The organism is Methylobacterium sp. UNCCL125, assembly GCF_900116795.1.
GTDB classification, from domain to species: Bacteria; Pseudomonadota; Alphaproteobacteria; order Rhizobiales; family Beijerinckiaceae; genus Methylobacterium; species Methylobacterium fujisawaense.
In genome coordinates this window covers 14,481-32,932 of the sequence record NZ_FPBW01000025.1, presented here as the reverse complement: position 1 = coordinate 32,932, position 18,452 = coordinate 14,481, and the positions used below count along the sequence as shown (strand labels likewise).

Annotated in this window: 20 protein-coding genes; 1 reads left to right on the top strand and 19 read right to left on the bottom strand. The window is 74.6% G+C overall.

Going from position 1 to position 18,452, the window contains the following annotated elements; translation table 11 throughout:
- From BM396_RS23335 to BM396_RS23280, 12 genes are all read right to left on the bottom strand, one after another.
- Entirely contained in the window at positions 1-465 is a 465-nt protein-coding gene (locus BM396_RS23335) for a cytochrome c-type biogenesis protein (protein WP_043388082.1), read from the bottom strand.
- On the bottom strand, positions 465-2,465 hold the full coding sequence (locus tag BM396_RS23330; protein ID WP_043388081.1) for a heme lyase CcmF/NrfE family subunit: 2,001 nt from the start codon (positions 2,463-2,465) through the stop codon (positions 465-467). Before BM396_RS23330 ends, BM396_RS23335 begins: the two co-directional genes overlap by 1 nt.
- A 10-nt stretch (positions 2,466-2,475) precedes the next feature.
- On the bottom strand, positions 2,476-2,988 hold the full coding sequence (gene ccmE / locus BM396_RS23325) for a cytochrome c maturation protein CcmE (protein ID WP_043388080.1): 513 nt from the start codon (positions 2,986-2,988) through the stop codon (positions 2,476-2,478).
- Positions 2,989-3,172: 184 nt separating this feature from the next.
- Positions 3,173-4,663 carry a c-type cytochrome biogenesis protein CcmI gene (gene ccmI / locus BM396_RS23320; RefSeq protein ID WP_043760134.1) on the bottom strand — a complete coding sequence of 497 codons (1,491 nt, stop codon included), beginning with the start codon at positions 4,661-4,663 and terminating at the stop codon, positions 3,173-3,175.
- 189 nt (positions 4,664-4,852) lie between these two features.
- Complete coding sequence (locus BM396_RS23315) at positions 4,853-6,271, bottom strand: ATP-binding protein (RefSeq protein WP_043349505.1); 1,419 nt, start codon at positions 6,269-6,271, stop codon at positions 4,853-4,855.
- 15 nt (positions 6,272-6,286) lie between these two features.
- Complete coding sequence (locus BM396_RS23310; protein ID WP_043349508.1) at positions 6,287-6,652, bottom strand: PrpF domain-containing protein; 366 nt, start codon at positions 6,650-6,652, stop codon at positions 6,287-6,289.
- Positions 6,649-7,326: a response regulator transcription factor gene (locus BM396_RS23305; RefSeq protein WP_012321897.1), complete on the bottom strand. Its 678-nt coding sequence runs from the start codon at positions 7,324-7,326 to the stop codon at positions 6,649-6,651. Before BM396_RS23305 ends, BM396_RS23310 begins: the two co-directional genes overlap by 4 nt.
- A 35-nt stretch (positions 7,327-7,361) precedes the next feature.
- Complete coding sequence (locus tag BM396_RS23300) at positions 7,362-7,733, bottom strand: PepSY domain-containing protein (RefSeq protein ID WP_043354854.1); 372 nt, start codon at positions 7,731-7,733, stop codon at positions 7,362-7,364.
- 197 nt (positions 7,734-7,930) lie between these two features.
- Positions 7,931-8,152, bottom strand: coding sequence for a hypothetical protein (locus BM396_RS23295; protein WP_043354856.1), 222 nt, complete (start codon positions 8,150-8,152; stop codon positions 7,931-7,933).
- A 1-nt stretch (position 8,153) separates the two neighbouring features.
- The gene (locus BM396_RS23290; protein ID WP_043387337.1) at positions 8,154-8,513 is read right to left on the bottom strand and encodes a hypothetical protein; all 360 of its coding nucleotides are present in this window, start codon (positions 8,511-8,513) and stop codon (positions 8,154-8,156) included.
- Between the two features lie 40 nt (positions 8,514-8,553).
- Complete coding sequence (locus BM396_RS23285) at positions 8,554-9,075, bottom strand: hypothetical protein (protein ID WP_051976246.1); 522 nt, start codon at positions 9,073-9,075, stop codon at positions 8,554-8,556.
- 66 nt (positions 9,076-9,141) lie between these two features.
- Positions 9,142-9,651: a phage tail tip lysozyme gene (locus BM396_RS23280; protein ID WP_043387340.1), complete on the bottom strand. Its 510-nt coding sequence runs from the start codon at positions 9,649-9,651 to the stop codon at positions 9,142-9,144.
- Positions 9,652-9,737: 86 nt separating this feature from the next.
- On the opposite strand from BM396_RS23280, the gene BM396_RS23275 reads away from it, so the two are divergent.
- Positions 9,738-10,298 (top strand): GDSL-type esterase/lipase family protein, encoded by a 561-nt coding sequence (locus BM396_RS23275; RefSeq protein WP_244538933.1) that lies wholly within the window; start codon positions 9,738-9,740, stop codon positions 10,296-10,298.
- A gap of 39 nt (positions 10,299-10,337) precedes the next feature.
- On the opposite strand, the gene BM396_RS23270 is transcribed toward BM396_RS23275, so the two are convergent.
- The 7 genes from BM396_RS23270 to BM396_RS23240 are packed head-to-tail and all read right to left on the bottom strand — an operon-like array spanning position 10,338 to position 18,441.
- Entirely contained in the window at positions 10,338-11,594 is a 1,257-nt protein-coding gene (locus BM396_RS23270) for a DUF2793 domain-containing protein (RefSeq protein WP_043387342.1), read from the bottom strand.
- 18 nt (positions 11,595-11,612) lie between these two features.
- The gene (locus tag BM396_RS23265; protein WP_043387344.1) at positions 11,613-15,521 is read right to left on the bottom strand and encodes a baseplate multidomain protein megatron; all 3,909 of its coding nucleotides are present in this window, start codon (positions 15,519-15,521) and stop codon (positions 11,613-11,615) included.
- Complete coding sequence (locus BM396_RS23260) at positions 15,509-16,084, bottom strand: NlpC/P60 family protein (RefSeq protein WP_051976247.1); 576 nt, start codon at positions 16,082-16,084, stop codon at positions 15,509-15,511. The genes BM396_RS23265 and BM396_RS23260 overlap by 13 nt, the downstream gene beginning before the upstream one ends.
- Positions 16,081-16,956, bottom strand: coding sequence for a DUF2163 domain-containing protein (locus tag BM396_RS23255; RefSeq protein ID WP_043387345.1), 876 nt, complete (start codon positions 16,954-16,956; stop codon positions 16,081-16,083). The genes BM396_RS23260 and BM396_RS23255 overlap by 4 nt, the downstream gene beginning before the upstream one ends.
- A gap of 14 nt (positions 16,957-16,970) precedes the next feature.
- Positions 16,971-17,612, bottom strand: coding sequence for a DUF2460 domain-containing protein (locus BM396_RS23250; RefSeq protein ID WP_043387346.1), 642 nt, complete (start codon positions 17,610-17,612; stop codon positions 16,971-16,973).
- Positions 17,613-17,655: 43 nt separating this feature from the next.
- Entirely contained in the window at positions 17,656-18,228 is a 573-nt protein-coding gene (locus BM396_RS23245; RefSeq protein WP_043387348.1) for a phage tail tape measure protein, read from the bottom strand.
- Between the two features lie 9 nt (positions 18,229-18,237).
- Positions 18,238-18,441 (bottom strand): phage tail assembly chaperone, encoded by a 204-nt coding sequence (locus BM396_RS23240; RefSeq protein ID WP_075382066.1) that lies wholly within the window; start codon positions 18,439-18,441, stop codon positions 18,238-18,240.
- Positions 18,442-18,452 lie beyond the last annotated feature (11 nt).

Sequence of the window (18,452 nt, the reverse complement as noted above, 5' to 3'; positions counted from 1 at the left end):
CTAATCGCGTCGCAGCAGCGCCGCGACCTCCGCCTGCTCGGCGGCCGACAGAGTCCGGACCGGCGCGGGCGGCCGGCGGCGGGCGAGGCGCCAGAGGCCGAAGCCGCCCAGCAGCACCGCCAGAACCGGGGTCAGCCAGAGCAGCAGGGTGTGCAGCGCGAAGACCGGGCGCAGCAGCACGAACTCGCCATAGCGCGCCACGACGTAATCGAGCACCGCCTTGTCGCTGTCCCCCTTCTGCAGCCGCTCGCGCACGATCAGGCGCAGGTCCTTGGCGAGCGGCGCGTCGGAATCGTCGATCGACTGGTTCTGGCAGACGAGACAGCGCAGCTCGGCCGAGATCTCCCGGGCGCGGTGCTCCAGGGTGGGATCCTTCAGCACCTCGTCGGGCTGGACCGCGTGGGCGGGAAGCGACGCCAGCAGGGCCAGCGCCGCCAGGGCCGGTCGGAGGGAGCGGCGCGCCATCATTCGGCCGGCACCGCGACGGGGAGCGGCCGCGCCTTCGCCTTGGCGGGGACGCCCACGCGCATCCGCCGGTCCGTCAGCGACAGGCCGCCGCCGACCGCCATCACCACCGCCCCGAGCCAGATCAGCAGGACCAGCGGCTTGTAGTAGAGGCGCAGGCCGACGCCACCGTCCTGGCCGATCTCGCCGAGGCTCGCATAGACCTGGCTGGCGCCGATCGTCAGCAGCCCGGACTCCGTCACCGCCATCTTGCGGCTCGGGTAGAAGCGCTTGCCGGTCTCGACCTGGCCGACCTCGTCGCCGGCCCGGGTGCGGATCGTCAGGTAGGCGGCGGCCTCCTCGTAGTTCGGTCCCTTGCGCGGCGCGACCCGGTCCAGGGTGGCCGTGTACGGCCCCGTCGCCAGAGTCTGGCCGGGCTTGAGGGTCGCCAAGCCCTCGGTGGCCCAGCCCTGCGCGGCGATGCCCAGCACCACCACGCCGACCCCGGCATGGGCGATGGCGGTGCCCCAGGCCGAGCGCGGCAGGCCGAAGGCGCGGCGCCCGATCTGGCCGAGCGAGCGGGCCCGGCTCGCCCCGTAGCCCCGGGCGCGGGTGACGATCTCCAGAACGGAGCCGATCAGCAGATAGGCGCCGAGGCCGATCCCCACCGGCGCCAGGACCGGGCCGCCCCAGGTAAGGGCCAGGACCACGAAGCCGACGACCAGGGCCACCGCCAGCGCGGCGAAAAGGCGCTGGGCGGCGGCGAGCACGTCGCCGCGCTTCCAGGCCAGCGCCTGCCCCACGGGCACGATCAGCAGCAGCGGGATCGCGAGCGGCACGAAGGTGGAATTGAAGAAGGGCGGCCCGACCGTGATCTTCTCGCCGGTCAGCATCTCCAGCACCAGCGGGTAGAGGGTGCCGACCAGCACGGTGGCGCAGGCCGCCACTAGGAAGAGATTGTTGAGGACGAGCGAGCCCTCGCGGGAGATCGGCGCGAACAGACCGCCCTGCCGGAGCAGCGGCGCGCGCCACGCGAACAGCGTCAGCGAGCCGCCGATGAACAGCACCAGGATCGCCAGGATGAAGACGCCGCGGGTCGGGTCGGTGGCGAAGGAATGCACCGAGGTGATGACCCCGGAGCGGACCAGGAAGGTGCCGATCAGCGAGAGCGAGAAGGTCAGGATGGCGAGCAGCACCGTCCAGACCTTCAGGGCGTCGCGCTTCTCCATCACCACCGTGGAGTGGAGCAGCGCCGTGCCGGCGATCCACGGCATCAGCGAGGCGTTCTCGACCGGATCCCAGAACCACCAGCCGCCCCAGCCGAGTTCGTAATAGGCCCAATAGGAGCCCATCGCGATTCCGAGGGTCAGGAAGCACCACGCGGTCAGCGTCCAGGGTCGCACCGCCCGCGCCCAGACGGCGTCGATCCGCCCGTCGATCAGCGCGGCCACCGCGAAGGCGAAGCTGATCGAGAAGCCGACATAGCCGACATAGAGGAGCGGCGGATGGATCGCGAGGCCGGGATCCTGCAGCAGCGGGTTGAGGTCGTTGCCCTCGAGCGGCGCCGGGATCACGCGGGTGAACGGGTTCGAGGTCGTGATGATGAACAGCACGAACACGAAGGTGATCAGCCCCTGCACGCCCAGGGTGTTGGCCCGCAGCTGCGGCGGCACCGCGTTCTTGGCGGCGGCCACGCAGGCGCCGAACAGCGTGAGGATCAGCACCCAGAGGAGCATCGAGCCCTCGTGGTTCCCCCAGACGCCGGACAGCTTGTAGATCAGCGGCTTCTGCGTGTGCGAATTCTCGACGACGTTCTGGACCGAGAAATCGGAGGTGACGTGCGCCCAGGTGAGCGCCGCGAAGGCGAACAACACGCAGGCGAAGGCGCCGAGCGCCGCCTGCGAAGCGGTCTGGCGCAGGGCCGGATCGCCCGAACGTGCCGCCCAGATCGGCATCACCATCTGGACGAGGGAGATCGCCAGCGCGAGCGCGAGGGCGAAGTGACCGGTCTCGACGATCATGCGGATTCCCTCACCGCTCGCTGCGGGGGCCGAGGGTGCTGTCCGCCGCCGCCGTAGCGGGTTTCGGCGCCGGGGCCGCCTTGTTCGGCCCCCCCTCCTGCCAGCGCCCCTGCGCCTTCAGCGCGTCGGCCACCTCGCGGGGCATGTAGGATTCGTCGTGCTTGGCGAGCACCGTGTCGGCGCGGAACTCGCCGCCGGGCTCCAGGACCCCCTCGGCGACCACGCCCTGCCCTTCCCGGAACAGGTCCGGCAGCAGCCCCTTGTAGTGGACCGCGACGGTGGCGTTCGTGTCGGTGACGGCGAAGTCGACCGTCTGGTCCGGGCCGCGCCTGAGCGAGCCGTCCTTCACCAGACCGCCGAGCCGCAGGCGCGTACCCGGGGCGATGGCCTGCTGGGCGATGTCGGTGGGCGAGCGGAAGAACACGATCGAGCCGCTCATGGCGTACAGGATCAGCCCCACGGCGAGCGCCAGCACGCTGCCGCAGGCGGCGATCAGGATCAGGCGGCGTTTCTTACGCGTCACGATACTTCCACCCCGCGGTCCGGCGCGCGGAGACCCGCCCCGACCGGAACCGTTCTCATTCTAGTCTTGAGGGTGTCGGCTCCAGGCGCCCGCGGGTCAAGGGCGGGCATCAGGACCGATTGTCGTACGGGCCCCGTTCCGCGCAGGCGGCCTCACGATTTCGCGGTGTCGCGGATCGGGCTTGTCAGGGATTCGGCTTGGCGGCGAGGTCCAGCTCCCGGGCGAGTCCGTCGAGCCGCGCCACCGCGTCGCTGTTGGCGGCCAGCGCCATCCGGGCGCGGTCGAGGGCCTTCACGGCCTGGTCGCGCTCGCCCAGCGCGCTGTAGGAGCGCACGAGGCGCATCCACTCGTCCGGCGTGCCGCCCCGTGCGGCGAGGCGCCGGTCGAGCCCCTCGACCATGCTGCGAATCGCCGCCTGCTGCTCCGCCTGCGGCATGGCGCGCACCGCCGCCATCGCGGCCTCCTTCTCGGCCTGCGCGGTCGGGCCGGCCTCACCCGACCCGGCGGGCCCGGGCGCCGCGCCCTCCGCGCCGAGTCCCACGGCGCGGGCGCCCTGCTCCACCTGGGCGAGCCCCTGCGGGTCACCCGCGAGGGCGGTCCGGGCCCGGGCCAGGGCGGCGGCCGCCTGATCGGGCTCGCCGAGGACCACCCGGGACCGGACGAGCCTCAGCCATTCGTCGGAGGTGCCGCCGCCGGCCTTGAGACGGGCATCGAGACCGTCGACCATGCCGCGGATCGCCGCCTGCTGCTCGGCCGGGATCTTCGGGGCGGCCTGGGGCGTCGTCGGGGGCGGCGGCGGCTCGCCCTTGAGGCGGGCGAGGCTCTGCTTGACGATTCCGAGCCAGGGGGCGGTCGGCGGGCTGCTGGCCTCGAGTTCGGTGAGCTGGCGGATTGCCTCACCGGTATCGCCGGCCTGCTCGGCCGCCCGGGCCAGATAGAAGCGCGGCTTCGGGGCGTTCGGCTCCTTGGCCTGGGCCTTCTCGAACAGGGCCTTGGCCTCGGGCGAGACGGTGCCGTCGCCGGCCGCCGTGAGGGCCTCGGCCTGATCGGCGAGGGTGTCGGCGGTCTCGCCCTTCAGGCGCGCGATGTTGGCGTAGGCGCGGGCGGCATCGTCGAAGCGGCCGGTGCGCATGTAGACCGGGGCGAGCACCGCCCAGCCGCGGGCGTCGTTCGGGTCCCGGGCGAGGCGCGCCTCGATCTGCCCCACAGCCTTCATGAGTTCGTCGGCCCCGCCGCGGGTGGCCTGCCGGTCGGCTTCCGTCTGGGCGGGCAGTTCGGGCGAGCCGTAGAGGCCGTAGGCGATCAGCGCCACGAGGGGAATGGTGGAGAGCGCGAAGGCCGAGGCGGCCCGCCGCCGGCGCAGGCGCGGCTCGGCCGGGCGCGCGGCCTCGACGAGGCCGGCATCCTCGGCCTCACGCTGCGCCTCGCGGCTTGCCCGGAGCAGGCGGCGGGCCGCCTCGGCCTTGGCGGTCTCGGCCTCGTCCGGAGCGATCAGGCCGCGTTCGAGGTCGCGGTCGATCTCGGCGATCTGATCCTCGTAGAAGGCGGTCTCGGTGGCGAGCCCGCTCCCGCCCGCCTCGCCGGTCGGCACGGCGGCGCGCCGCGACATCGGCCAGAGCAGGCCGAGAACGGTCGCCGCGGTCATGGCCGCCAGAATGAACCAGATCGCCGTCATGGACCTTTCCGCCAACGAGCCGGACCGGCCCGCCCCTCCCCACGCCCTGTGGAGCCGGCAGCGTGATGCCACGACGCCTCCCGACGGCGGCACGGTGTCACGCAACTCTCCCACGATGACAAGGGCCTGGGCTGGGCCATGAGGCCGCGTCGGCCTCACACCGCCCCCTCGCGGAACTCGCGGACGGCCTCAGTGGGTCGCGGTGCCGACGGGCAGGTCGCCCGGCACCTCCAGCACCGCCCGCAGGCCGCCGAGTGCTCCCTCCTCCAGGGTGAACCGCCCCCGGTACAGGGCGGCGAGGTCGGCCACGATCGACAGGCCGAGGCCGGATCCGGGCTTCGATTCGTCGAGGCGCCGCCCCCGGCCGAGCACGGCCTGGCGGGCCTCCGGCGGCAGGCCGGGGCCGTCATCCTCGATGGCGACGACGAGGTGGGGATAATCGTCCTTGTCGACCGCCTCGGCCCGGATCGCCACCCGGCCGTGGGCCCATTTCGACGCGTTGTCGACGAGGTTGCCGACCATCTCCTCGAAGTCCTGGCGCTCGCCGCGGAAGCGCAGGCCGGGAGGCACGTGGACGTCGTAGGCGATATCCTTGTCCCGGTAGATCTTCCCGAAGGTGCGCACGAGGCCGGCCAGCGCCGGCTCCACCTCGGTCGAGGTGCCGAGCGTGCCGGCGAGCGCCGCGGCCCGCGCCCGGTCCAGATGGTAATTGACCTGATCGCGCATCACCGCAGCCTGCTCGCGGATCTTGTGCGTCAGCTCCTCGGGGGCATCGGAGGCGCCGACCTCGTTGACGATGATCGAGAGCGGCGTCTTCAAGGCGTGGGCGAGGTTGCCGACCTGGGTGCGGGCGCGCTCCAGGATCTCCCGGTTGGTCTCGATCAGGAGGTTCACCTCGCCGGTGAGCGGCGCGATGTCGCGGGGATAGGTGCCGGTGATGCGGTCGGCCTCGCCCCGGCGCACGGCGCCCAGCGCCGCACGCATCTTCTTGAGCGGCGCGAGGCCGAACCGGATCTGCAGCAGGGTTGTGATCGCCAGCGACAGGCCCAGCAGGCCGAAGGTGATGGTCAGTGAATTGCGGAACCGGTCGACGTCGTTGACGATCTCGTCGGCGGGTCCCGCGACCCGGACCGTGTAGCGGCCCTCCTCGCCGAGGTCGACGTCGCGCTCCATGATGCGCAGGAGGCGCCCGTCCTGCCCCTTGCCGTAGCCCTGGCGGATCTGGCCGACGCCGGCCTTGCCGTCCGAATCGGTGGCCGCCGGCAGCGGCACGCCGACCAGCGAGCGGGAGGTGCGCACGTCCCGCGGCTTCGCGTCGGGCTTGCCGACCTGCCAGTACCAGCCGGACAGGGGCAGGTCGAAGCGCGGATCGCCCAGCGAGAAGGTCCGGCTCTCGGGATCGTTGGGCGAGACGAGATCGGTGGCGAGGTTGTTGGCGAAGACGAGGAGCCGGCTGTCGAAGGAGCGCTCGGTGTTCTCGCGGTAGAGGGTCGTGAGGATCCAGGCCGCGATCAGCAGAATCGCGGAGCTCGACAGGAACGCCGACACGGCGAGCCGCACCGCGATGGAGCGGCGGCGCAGGGAGAAGAGGCCGATGAGGTCGATCATGGATGCGTCGGTCGCTCAGACGGGCGGCGGCGCATCGTCGAACACGGCGCCCCGCATCAGCGGGCGCGCCGTGCGGACGAACGCGCCGCGCGCGACCCGCCAGCCGTCGCCAACCACGACCTGCAAGAAGGTGTCGTCGATGTCGGCATCCGGCCGCGCGGAGCGCTCCACCACACAGGTCTTCGACACCGACGAGACGCCCCCGCCCATGCCGTTGAGCTGCCGCCCGAACGGGTCGGGACTGTCCATGGTGGAGAGGAAGACCGGCTCCCGGGCGGCGACATCTCCCGGTACGTCCCGACGGTGCAGCATCAGCGCCTTGCTGGTGCCGCCGCGCATGAAGACGGCCGGCAGCGTGCCGGAACGTGCGGCCGCGCTCACATCCGCGCCGGCGGCTGGTTGGGATCCACGAGATAGCCGAGGCCGCGCACGGTCTGGATCAGGTCCACCGCGAGCTTCTTGCGCAGGCGGCCCACGAACACCTCGATCGTGTTCGAGTCACGGTCGAAATCCTGATCGTAGAGGTGCTCGGTGAGTTCGGCCCGGGACACGACCCGGCCGGTATGGTGCATCAGGTAGGAGAGCAGCCGGTACTCGTGGCTCGTCAGCTTCACCTGGGCGCCGTCGACGAAGACCTTGCCGGAGCGTGTGTCGAGGGTGACCGGCCCACAGGCGATCTGGCTGGTGGCGTGTCCGGCGGCGCGGCGCAGCAGCGCCCGGACGCGGGCCATCAGCTCCTCCATGTGGAAGGGCTTGGTGACGTAGTCGTCGGCACCGGCATCGAAACCGTCGACCTTGTCGGACCAGCGGTCCCGGGCGGTGAGGATGATCACCGGCGTCTTCACGCCGGCCCGGCGCCACTTCTGGAGCACCGTGACGCCGTCGGCCTTGGGCAGGCCCATGTCGAGGATGATGGCGTCGTAGGGCTCGCTCTCGCCGAGATAGCCGCCCTCCTCGCCGTCATAGGCCTTGTCGGCCACGTAGCCGGCCTCCTCCAGCGCGGCCACGACCTGCCGGTTGATGTCCTTGTCATCCTCGACGACGAGCAGTCGCACGGCTTACTCCCCTCCGACACGGTTGCGGCGCCCGCTCAATACTGTCCCGCCACGGTGCCGGTGCGCGCATCCACGATCACGTGCACGAAATGCCCGTCCCGGCGCAAGGCGGTGAGCATATAGACGAGGCCGCCCTCGTGACGGCAGAGGCTCGCCCGCTGGATCTCGGCCCGGGGGATCACCGTGCGGGCCGCGCGGATCGCCGCCACGGGCGGGATCACCCGCCGCTCGCCGACCTCCTCGCGCAGGTCGGCGGGGGACAGGCAGCTCTCGATGCGCAGCGGCGCCTGGCTGGATACGGCGCCCGTCTGGGGGGCCGGCCCGTCATCCGCCATGGAGCCGAACCCGCCCGCGGCGAGGGCCGCGGCGGTCAGGCTGATGGCGACGAGGGCGATGGCGTAGCGCATTGGCGAACGATGTGCGCCCAGGGCACTGAATGCGTCCTGAATACGTAGCCGTGCGTCAACCCCGGCGGTTGTCGGCGTCGGTCCGGACATTCCCTTCGCGGTTGATCTGGCGGCGGACGGCATCGTGCCGACATGACGGCCGAGGCGGCGCCCGGTTCCACGCCGCGGGCCGCTTCGCACAGGCGCGTCGACCGCTGTCATGGCGACGGAGCCGGGGCGGGCCCGCAGGCCAGGGCGGCGCGGGCCGGCGGGTTGACCCCGCCGGGTCCCGCCGGCGCGGCCAGCGCGCCGCCGCCGGACCCGAGCGTCCAGGCGCGCCGGCCGACCGCACCGCCCTCGTGGACGGCGACCGTCACCGCCGCGGTGGCGGCCAGGGCGAGCCAGGCCCGGTCGAGAACCCTGTCCCAGCGCAGACGCATCTCACGCTCCCGTCAGCAGCTTCCAGAGGGCCCGCAGGGCCGGGACATGCGCGGCGAGCCACGCGACCTGATCGGAGAACCAGTGCGCGGCCGCCGCCGCGGCGACGAAGGCGAACACCGTCGCGTGCTTCAGCCGCCGCAGGTAGCGGCGCAGCGCCCGGCGCTCGACATGCGCGTCGACCAGCTCGTCGAGGGCGGCGAGCCGCGGCTCGGTCTGACGCGCAAACCACGCGTGCCAGAAGGGCGGGAAGCGGATCGTCCGGGGCCGGCCGCCCAGCGCGACGCCGGGACCGGCCCCGTCCTCGGGGGGCTCGACCGCCCGTCCCGAGGCCCTGCGGGTCGTGGTGCGGGCGGTGTTCATGGCGTCGATCCCTGTTCCACGGGCTCCCGGGGCGCCGGCCTCAGCCGGGGCGCTTGTCCGGCTCGCGCAGTTGGGTCAGCGCCGGGGCGAGGACGTTGGCGGCGCTCGCCTGCGGATCGAGGGGCAGCGCCCGGAAGATCCGCGCGGCGACGCCCTCGGGCCCGCCCGCCTTCCGGACGACGTGCGCGGGGGCGGTCGCGAGCACATGACGGGCGCCGGCGGCCACCACTGCGGCGCCGACATCGACGCCGACGGTCCGGCCCCGGGCGGCCCCGGCCACGGCATTCTGCCCGAACTCGGCCCCGGCGCGGATCGCGGCCTCGATCCGATCGCGGGTGAGCACCGAGGCGGCCCAGGGCGCGACCCGGGCGATGCCGGCGGTGACGGCGGCGGCGGCGAGGGGCACGAGGGCGGCGGTCACCGGCTGGAGCAGGCCGACCAGCCAGTCGCCCCACGGGATCGCCAAGTCGGTGGCGGAACGGGCGGCGGCCGGCTCGGCGAGCGCGGCAAGCGACAGGCTCGTGCAGGCCAGGGCGAGGCCCGCCCGGATACGGTGCATCATCGTCGATCTCCGTGGCTATGCGCGCGGCGGACCCGGCCGGCTCGGGATCGGGTGCGACGGGGCCGGTCAGGCCCGTCCGGGCCGCCGGGCCGGTGCCGGAGCGGCGGGGCCGTCGCGAAGGGCGGCGAGCGCCCGGCGGGCCCAGGCGAGGCGGCGCGCGGGGGCGACGACGCCCGGCCGCTCGTAGCGCCGCCAGACCGTCTCGGTGGCGGCCGCGAGGGTCGTCGTGGTTCTCAGGGCGGCGAGGGCCGGCGCCTCGGTCGTGCGCAGCTCGGCGCAGAGATAGCCGTAGCCCGCTTCGGGATCGGCGGGATCGAGGCCGCGCGCCCGGCACCAGGCCTCCAGGGCGACGCGCCGGGGGCCGGTCCACTGGGCGAGCCCCCATCCGCCGCGGGAGCCGGGCACCGCGGGGGCGATCTCCTGGAGGTGGCGGAACCCGCCGGTCTCGTAGCCGAGATTGCCCAGGAGCCCGGCGGCCTGGACGTCACTCAGGCCGAGATCGCGCATCAGCCGCGGCCCGAGGCGGCGGCATGCGGCGGCGAAGGGATCCCGCGCATTCGGGAGGGGGCTCGACATGGGCGTGCTCCGGACGGTGGCGTGCCCGACCCCGCCGGGCTAAGGCGGCGCCGCCCGATCCCGGGCGCGGCGCCGATGGGGGACGTGTGGGACGCGGACAGGACCGGCCGCTCGTGTTCATCGGCGATTCGATCACCGCCGCCTGGGGCGTCGTGCGGGCCGAGACCTTCGCGCGACACGGCTTCGTGGCCCGGGGGGTGCCGGGCGAGACGAGCGCGCAGATCCGGGCGCGCTTCCTCCGGGACACCGCGGATGCGCGCGGCGTCCATCTGCTCTGCGGGATCAACGACATCGCGGAGATCGGCGGCCCGGTCCCGGACCGGGCGATCGCCCAGAACATCATCGCCATGGGGCGGATGGCCTTCGCGGCCGGTCTGCCGCTCACCATCGGCACCGTGATGCCGAGCGACTTCTGGGGCTGGCGCCCCGAGTTGCGCCCGGTGGCGCGGATCCGCGCCCTGAACGGATGGCTGCGCGGCTATTGCGCGGCGGGCCCCGCCCGCCTCGTCGATTACGGGCCGGCGCTCGCCACGGCGGAGGGGGCGCTCCGGCGGGATCTCACCGACGACGGCATCCACCTCAACGGGGCGGGGTACGCGGCCGTGGAGCCGGTGATGCTGCGGGCTCTCGGCGCAGTCCCGGACTGACAGCGGACGCGGCCGCGACGGACCCGCAGGGTCAGGCGCTCACGCACCCAGCGCGAGCCAGTAGGTCGGTACCGACCCGGCGCCCGCCACCGAACCGGCCGTCGCGCGACGGGTGCGGAGCGTGAACCCGGCGACTGCCACGTCGCTGACTTGCGCGGCGTAGAGCGCGGCGCCGGCGCCGGCGACCGGCTGCGCCCAGACCCCGAGGCAGCTCCCCGGGAAGGCGGTGCCGAACGCCACCGCGACGTCCGCGTCGGCGGCGGTGACGAGCCCCCATTGCACGATCAGGCCGCCCGGGAGCCGGACCGACCCGGTCGCGCCGAGCACCTGCGCGCCGGTCGCGAGCGGCGTCCCGTCGGCGCGCTGGTAGTGGTGCACGCGCCAGCGGCCCGCCGCGTCCGAGGTGGCGATGCAGGTGTCGTCGGGGGCCGTGACGAGATCGGCCCGGGTCGGCAGCGCCAGCGCCTCAGGATCGTGGACCAGGGTCGCGGCCCCCGAGAAGCGCACGAACCGCTCCCGGTCGGCCGCGGCGCCGAAGCTCGCGATCCGTGCCGCGCCGGTGACGAGGACCCGCCGCGTGCCCGCACCGCCGAGGTCGGTGGTGGGGGCGGCCGCGAGCGCCGTCTCGGCCGAGGCGAAGTCGATCCCGCCGGTCCGGGCCGAGGCAGTGAGCGCCGTGGCGAAGGCGGACCCGTCGGGCGAGACCTTCAGGCTGAAGTCGTCGCTCCCGAGGGTGCCCAGCATCGCCCGCGCCGCGTAGCCGGTCTCGAAGACCAGAGCGGCGTCGCGGGCGGCGGCCTTGCGGTTGACGAACACCCGCATGTCGCCGCTGCCCGGCGTGGCGTCGTCCCAGGTCAGAAGCGCGGCATCGGCCTTGACGGCGAGGCGGTTGGTGGCGTCCGCCCCCGTGTTGATCCCGAGGCGGCTGACGCTCTGGATCGCCGTCAGCGTCCGGCTCAAGCTCGTCCAGGCCGCGCCGTCGAAGACGTAGAGGTCGGCCTCGTCGATCAGCCAGGCGAGCCAGCCGGCCCGCGGCACCGCGCCGGCCCAGACGCCGTCGCCGTAGCGCACCAACTGTCCGGCGAGCCCCGACCAGGCGCCCCCGGGCTCGGCGGCGACCACGAGGTAGCGGTCGCCCTCCGCGGGGCTCGGCGGCGGCGCGGTGAGGTCCTTGTCCAGGCAGGCCAGCTGGACGAGGGCGTCGAGAAGGCCGAGCGCCTCGTTGTGGGTGACGTGCTTCTGCGCCTGGCTGGCGGCGATCAGCGGCAGGCCGAGATGGGGCGTGGCGTCGGACATGAGGCAACTCCCGGGCGGTCAGGCCGTGCGGACGGGGATGCGGGCGCGACAGGCAGGGCCGAGGCCGGCGACCTGCCCGATCTGCGCCACGGCGACGTCGAGATGCGCCTGGGCCCCGCCGAAATCGGCCGCCTCGTCCGCGTAGATGCAGTGCTGGGCCTCGGCCCGGAGCGTGCGCAGGGCCGTGCCGGCGGCCGAGAACAGCGTCACCACGTAAGACTCCGGCTCGTCGAGCGGGATCTCGGCCGGCTCCCAGGCGTCGCCGTCGCGGCGGGCCCGGCGGATCCAGGAGAGCCGCACGCCATCCGCGCCGCGCCGCGCCCGCAGGTGGACCGGCCGCAGCGGCGTGAGCGCCGCGAGGCCGGCCGTGGCGGTGATCTCGGTGAAGGCCGGATCGGCCGGATCGCTGTCCGCAGGCCCGATCCGGTAGCGGAAGGCGCGGCCGACCTCGTCCAGCCGGTCGATCAGGGGCGTCACGGCGCCGTCGTCGAGGCGCACGATCAGGCTCCCCGCCGGGCTGACGCGCCCCGCCGCCGCCTCGCTTCCGGCGAGCCCGCGCAGGAAGCCGGACAGCCGGTAGGTGTCGGGCCCGGTCAGCAGCGCGTTCGCCGCGCAGAGCAGCTCCACGGCGCCATCCGCGCCGAGCAGGGCGAACAGGTTTCCCCCGGCGCGCATCGCGCCCTCCCCGATCGACGCGAGGGCCGCGCCGCGCCGCAGGGCGACGTCGAGATGCACACCCCGCTGGATCCGCCAGAGCGGGCCGGCCGGCAGCGCCGACAGGGTGCGCCCGAGGCAGGCCGGGTAGTCGACGACGCGGTGCAGGGCGAGCGGTCCGTCGCCCACCGCGCGCCAGATCGCGACCGCGCCGGGCCAGGGTTCGGCCGCCACCGCGGCGTATTGCAGGACGGTCGGGCTGCCGCGGTCGACCGGCAGGTCGAGGGCCAGGGCGAGCGGCGGCCCCGGGAAGGCGGGCGGCGCCACCGCCGCCTGGGCCATCTGGCGAGGCAGCCCGCGCCCGGGTCCCGCCCGGGGCGGCACACCGCTCGCCTCGATCCGGCGGCCCGTGGGCGCGTCGTCGATCCGGTCGATCCGGCGCAGGACCGTGCCGCCCGGCACCGCGCAGGGCACCGCCAGGAGGTCGCCGGGCTCCAGCTCGACCCGGCGCGGGCTCACGGTGAACACCGCGCTGTCGCGGCCCGCGATCAGCCGGTCGAGCAGCGCCTCGGCGAGCCCGTCGCCGGTCTCGCGGCGGGTGACGATCGCCGACTCGATCCGGGTCTCGCGCCGCCGCAGGCCGGCGGGCCGCACGGCCGCCGCCGTGGCGCGGCGGTAATCCGGGCTCTCGGAATCGGTGATCCCGAGCTCCACGGAGCGCGGCAGGGCGCTCTCCTCGGCCCGGACCTGGTGCAGGACCGGCCGGTCCTCGGACAGCCGGACGAGGTCGGCCTCGGCCAGGACCACGGGCCGGTCGCGGCGGGGACCGCGCAGGCGCAGGGTCCCGGCCACCGCCGAGACGTCGAGGCCGTAGACCTGCGCCAGCGTCTCCAGAGCGCCGCGTGCCGTGAGCGGCCGGTCGATCACGTAGCCGTCGAGATAGGCGGCGGCCTCCACGGAGACCGGCGCGTCGAAGCCGAAATCCGCGAGGATCCTCAGGACCAGCAGGTCGAGGTCGCAGCCTTCGATCCGGCCGGTGATCCAGTGGCCCACCCGCCAGTTGGCGTTGTCGGCCCAGACGCCCCGCACCGTCGGGAAGGCCGGGAAGGGCCGCGCGTCCCAGGCCCAGACGAAGATCCCGTCGGGATCGACCATGCGGCCGCCATAGACCGGCGAGACCGGGTTGTCGGCCTCCCGGAAGCCTGGCACGGCCGGGTCGAACCGGGCGATCACGGCTTCCAGACCGCGGAGCTGGATCAGCTCGTCCCGCAGGGCCCGGGATTCCGGCGGGAAGGCGCTCTCGGAGGATTTCGGGTCCGGGAAGACGTTGGGGCCGTTGGTGCCCTTGTCCACCGCCGGCACGCCGATCTCGGTGAGCCAGATCGGCTTGCCGGCCGGCACCCAGGCGGTGCTGCGGGTCTCGACGCCGCCGTCGCGCTCCACGTGCGGGCTCGACCACCACGCGACGAGATCCTTGGCCCGGTAGAGCCACGGCTTGCCGGCGGCGCCGTCGGTGATCGGCCGGCGCGCCTGGGCGGCCCGGTCGTCCGCGTCGGCGTAGTACCAGTCGAAGGCCTCGCCGGACGCGCCGCGCGCCTTGAGATAGGCCCGGTCGGCGATGTCGCCCGTCACCGCGAGGTCGGCGTGGTCCGGGTCGTCGCGCCAGTCGGAGACGGGCGGGTACCAGTCGATCCCCACGGCGCCGATGTTCGGATCGGCGAACAGCGCGTCCAGGGGGAAGCGCACCGTGGCGCCGCCGTCGCGGACATGGGCGCCGTATTCGGTCCAGTCGGCGCCGTAGACCAGGGTGACCGCTGGGCCGAGGCGTTCGCGGAGCGCGGCGGCGAGGTCGCGCAGGGCGTCCACGGCCGGGTAGCCGGCGGCGCCGCGCACCCGGGTGAGGCCGACGAGCTCGCTGCCGATCACGAAGGCCGCGAGCGGCACCCCGGAGGCCGCCCAGCCGGCCGCGAGGCCGGCGTAGTGGAGGAGAGCAGCACGGTACCCGCCCGCGAAGAAGGCCGCGACCTGCGCGTCGGCCGCGGCGGTCCCGTCCGGACTTCCCGGGCAGCCCGGGGCCGGATCGCAGGTGATGCGGCCGCGCCAGGGATAGGCGGGCTGCGCGGCGCCGGGGACGTGCGGGTCGGGCAGCGCGTTGCCGGCCGGCACGTCCATCATGACGAACGGATAGAGCGACACCGCGAGCCCCCGGCGCGCCAGCTCGGCCACCAGCCGGGTCAGGCCCGCATCCGCGGGGGTGCCGCCATAGGCCGGGCTGCCGTCCGGCAGGGTCGAGACCACCTCGGCCCGATCGCGGGTGATCCCGGCGACGCGCCAATGCTCCGGCAGGGCGCGCTTGTGGGCGGCCTCGACCTTCGGCACGACCCGGCAGGATCCCGCCCGCAGGTCGGTGCCGAACCACGTCGCCACCACGGCGACCCGGCGCAGGTTCGGGCAGAGCGCCTGGAGGGCGTCCAGGGAGGCGACGACGTCGGTGCCGCGCTGGAGCTGGTGCCGGTTGGCGGCCTCGGTCCGGCCGAGCCCGAGATCGACGGTGACCCGGTCCGGATCGAGGCCGAACTCGCTGGCGCCGGGGATCAGGTCGACGGCCCGCACCCGGCCGAACAGGCCGTTGACCGGGCGGATCACCTCGAAGGCGAATTGCGGGACGCGGTTGCCGAAGGCGGCGAGCGGCAGGTTCTCGAACACCACATAGGCGAGGCCGCGATAGGCCGGCGCGTTCTCAGCCCCCTCCTTGGCGACGATGAGCGGGTCGGGCTCCTGGCCGGGGCCGCCGGTATGGACCCGAAGGTTCAGGCCGACCTGGTCGATCTCCTTGCCGTCCGCCCAGATCCGGCGGACGAAGGCGATCTCGCCCTCGCACAGACCGACCGCGAGGTTGGCAAAGTAGGTGTAGCGGGTCGTGACGGTCCTCTGGCCGCCCGTCAGGCCGCCCATGGCCTTGGCGGGCGCGGCGGCGCGCTGCACCGCGGTGTTGGCGACCTCCCGCGGACGGGTCGCCCAGATCAGGGTACCGCCGATCCGCGCCCGGCCGTAGACCCGCGGGATCGGATCGCCCTCGGTGGAGGTGAGCCCGGCCACGTCGGCGAGCCGCGGCCCTTCGACGAAGCGCGTAGATTGCCCGGACCCCGACAGGGCGCCGCCCAGCGCCGCGCCCGCGACCGAGCCGAGCGCCCGGCCGACCATGCCGCCGATCGGACCGCCGAGGGCGGTGCCCACCGCCGCGCCGGCCGAGGACAGGATCAGCGTCGCCATGGCGGGGCTCCGAGATCGACCTGTTCGCCATCGACTCGGCGGTCTCGATGCGCACCGCGGCCGGGCCGCAGGTCGGACTCGGCGACGCCGCGGCGGCCCGACGGGACGTCCGGAAACCGGAACACCCCCGTCACGTGCCGACGCCACCAGCCGGTGAGCGCCACCTCGGCGACCACCGCGCCGTCGTGGGCATGGATCATGGCGCCGTCGCCGGTGGCGATGGCGCAGTGGCGGGCCGGCAGGTGGCGGCGGAAGGCGAAGAGCAGGACGTCGCCCGGCCGCGGCGCGCAGGCCGCGGGCCTATCCGGCACCGGCACGAGGTGGCGGGCGGCCGCTTCGGTGAGGGGGTCGGTCCCGGGCGCGGCCGATTCCGCCCAGGTTCCTGAATAGGGGGGCGGCCCCTCCGGCTCGTCCCCGTAGAGCCCGCGCCAGACCCCGCGCAGCAAGCCCAGACAGTCGCACCCTACGCCCCGGAGCGAGGCCTGATGCCGGTAGGGCGTGCCCAGCCACAGGCGCGCCTCGCCGAGCGCCGCAACACCGATATCCCGCCGCATCGCGCTCATCGGAACAGGCTCCCGCCGTCGAGGACGTGGTCGGAGCCCGGCACCGCGCGCATCACCGCGTCGTTGCCGGGCATGTGCGGGAAGCCCTGGAAATTGACCGCATTGGCGAAGCGGTCGCGGCACGTGGCGAGGCGCTTGTCGCACCCGGCCGTGAGGCTGAAACCGTCGCCGACGGCGACCGGCCGGGGTGGCACGGTCCAGAGCTCGATCAGGGACCCGAGCTGGAGGCGCAGATCCGCCGCGAGCCCGGCATTGGCCCCCGCGGTCCAGGTGAGCCGCCCGCCGGTGAACAGGCCGTCCGCGAAGGCGCCGACGAGCGTCGCCGCGAGCGTGGCCGGCTCCGGCACGCCGGTCACCCGGCCGGTGGTCGTCCACGCGGCGCGGTCCACCCGGCAGCGCGCATCACCGAGATCGGCACCGCAGGTCGCCCGGTAGGTTCGGCCCCGCTCGGCGCCGAGCCGGTGGGCGAGGCCGCGCAGCTCCGCCACGAAGGCGTCCCCATCCCGGCGCACCTCGCCGATGGTGGCGACGTCGATGAGAAGCCGCGTCTCGGGGTTGGTCCAGTCGACCAGCCAAGTCTCCACCGCGGCGCCGTCGTAGAGGCCGCCGGCGATGTCCGCCTCGGTGAGGCCGAGGCTGCTGAGCGCCCCGGCCACGTCGCCGCCCGAGACCGCGAAGCCGAGTTCGGCGCTGGCCTCGGCCGCCTCCAGCCCGGTGCGGGCGGCGTGGACGAGGCCCGCGACGGTCAGGTCGCGGTCGTGGTCGGTGAAGCCGAGGGCGAGCCCGTCGCGCCGCCGGAGGGACCAGCAGCGGCACAGATTGGTCACGCCGCCCGCGAGATGGGCCGCGAAGGCCTCCGGGATGTCGCGCATGGCCTCACGCCTCCTCAGGGCACGATCTCGACGAGCGGCACCTTCGGGATCTCCCCGGCCGTGAAGGCGGCGAGGTCGATGGTCAGCGCGTCGGTGTCGAAGCGGACCGGAACGTCGAAGGCGAAGCCCGCCGTCACCGCGGCGCCCGGGGGCGGGACTTGGCCGGAGGCGAAGGTGACGAGACCGGTGGTCGGATCGCAGGCAAAGGCGCAGGGTTCGATCTCCCGGCCCGAGACCGCCACCCGGACGCTGCCCGCCACCGGCTTGGCGATCCGGCGGCGATAGGGCGCGAGACCGGCGCCGTAGGTCTTCACCAGGGGGAAGGCGGTCGCGGTGCCGTCACCCGTGCCGAGAGGCTGGTCGAGGGGCCCGATCGGCCGGCCGGGCGGCCCGGAGCGGCCGTCGACCCGGTCGCGGAACCGGAAGCCGTAGAGCCGCCCGCGCCGCTCCTCGAAGAAGGCGAGCACGGCATGCAGCGCGTCGAGGCCGCGCATGCCGAACCCGGCATCGTAGCGGCGGCGGGAATCGGCCCAGCGGCCGTTCCGGTGCTCCCGGCCCGAGGCCAGGGTCACGATCTCGGTGAGCCGCTGCGGGCCGCCGCTCGCGCGCAGGGACACGTCGAGGGGGAACAGCACCTCGTGGAAGTCATCGGCCATGGCGAACTCGGCGGTTGGAGCGGGGCGTCGGCGGCGGGATCCCTCACGTCGCCCGCTGGCCGCGCGCCACCGCCCGGGCGAGGCTCGCGGTCACCTGGGCCTCGGAGCGGCGGAAGGCTCCCGGGTCGGGAGTCGCGATGTTGACGGTCACGGAGACCGGCCGGGCCTGAGCGCCGCCCGCGGCGACGCCGAGCCGCCCGTCCGGACCGCGGCCCAGGGGCAGGATCGCCTCGGGGCCGGCCTCGCCCATGAGGCCGGCGCCCCCCGCCATGGGGAAGTAGGTCGGCGCGGCCACGACACCGCCGGCGGCGAAGGGCTGGACGCGGCCGCCCCGGAACACGCCGCCCCGGGCGAAGCCGGTCTCCGAGCCCGAGCCCAGCATCGCGCCGATGAGGCCCGTGACGCCCGATTGGATCGGCCCGGCCGCCGCCCGCGCCGCCACGCCGGCGAGGCGCGCCCCGATCGTGCCGAGCACCCCGTCGAGGCTGCGACCGGAGGCGGTCCCGCGGGTCAGGGCCGTGTCGAGGCTGCGGCCGAAAGTCTGCGCCAGGCGGTCGAGGGTCTCGAGCTGCCTGATCCGGTCGTCGGCCTGGGTGTCGGTCTCGCTCTCGGCCATCGGGGCGCCTCATGTCGGATCGGGATAGGCGGCGAGCAGCCGCGCGAAGGCGGCGCGGGTCAGGGGCTCCGGCCCGCCGCGCCGGCCGAGCGCGGCGGCGAATTCGCGCGGGGTCGCCGACCAGAAATCGCGGGGCCGCCAGCCCAGAGCGCCGAGGCCGAGGGCCAGGGCGTCGTCCCAGGGGAAGCGGCCCGGAGCCGGACGCGGCGGCAGATCCGCATCCG

Excerpts from the sequence above, each read along its gene's own strand:
- BM396_RS23295 (WP_043354856.1), bottom strand. The coding sequence starts at position 8,152 with ATGCGTCTGCGCTGGGACAGGGTTCTCGACCGGGCCTGGCTCGCCCTG.
- BM396_RS23285 (WP_051976246.1), bottom strand. The coding sequence starts at position 9,075 with ATGATGCACCGTATCCGGGCGGGCCTCGCCCTGGCCTGCACGAGCCTG.
- BM396_RS23300 (WP_043354854.1), bottom strand. The coding sequence starts at position 7,733 with ATGCGCTACGCCATCGCCCTCGTCGCCATCAGCCTGACCGCCGCGGCC.
- BM396_RS23255 (WP_043387345.1), bottom strand. The coding sequence starts at position 16,956 with ATGCGCGACATCCCGGAGGCCTTCGCGGCCCATCTCGCGGGCGGCGTG.
- BM396_RS23335 (WP_043388082.1), bottom strand. The coding sequence starts at position 465 with ATGGCGCGCCGCTCCCTCCGACCGGCCCTGGCGGCGCTGGCCCTGCTG.
- BM396_RS23315 (WP_043349505.1), bottom strand. The coding sequence starts at position 6,271 with ATGATCGACCTCATCGGCCTCTTCTCCCTGCGCCGCCGCTCCATCGCG.
- BM396_RS23290 (WP_043387337.1), bottom strand. The coding sequence starts at position 8,513 with ATGAACACCGCCCGCACCACGACCCGCAGGGCCTCGGGACGGGCGGTC.
- BM396_RS23330 (WP_043388081.1), bottom strand. The coding sequence starts at position 2,465 with ATGATCGTCGAGACCGGTCACTTCGCCCTCGCGCTCGCGCTGGCGATC.
- BM396_RS23260 (WP_051976247.1), bottom strand. The coding sequence starts at position 16,084 with ATGAGCGCGATGCGGCGGGATATCGGTGTTGCGGCGCTCGGCGAGGCG.
- BM396_RS23245 (WP_043387348.1), bottom strand. The coding sequence starts at position 18,228 with ATGGCCGAGAGCGAGACCGACACCCAGGCCGACGACCGGATCAGGCAG.
- BM396_RS23265 (WP_043387344.1), bottom strand. The coding sequence starts at position 15,521 with ATGGCGACGCTGATCCTGTCCTCGGCCGGCGCGGCGGTGGGCACCGCC.
- BM396_RS23250 (WP_043387346.1), bottom strand. The coding sequence starts at position 17,612 with ATGGCCGATGACTTCCACGAGGTGCTGTTCCCCCTCGACGTGTCCCTG.
- ccmI (WP_043760134.1), bottom strand. The coding sequence starts at position 4,663 with ATGACGGCGATCTGGTTCATTCTGGCGGCCATGACCGCGGCGACCGTT.
- BM396_RS23270 (WP_043387342.1), bottom strand. The coding sequence starts at position 11,594 with ATGTCCGACGCCACGCCCCATCTCGGCCTGCCGCTGATCGCCGCCAGC.
- BM396_RS23280 (WP_043387340.1), bottom strand. The coding sequence starts at position 9,651 with ATGTCGAGCCCCCTCCCGAATGCGCGGGATCCCTTCGCCGCCGCATGC.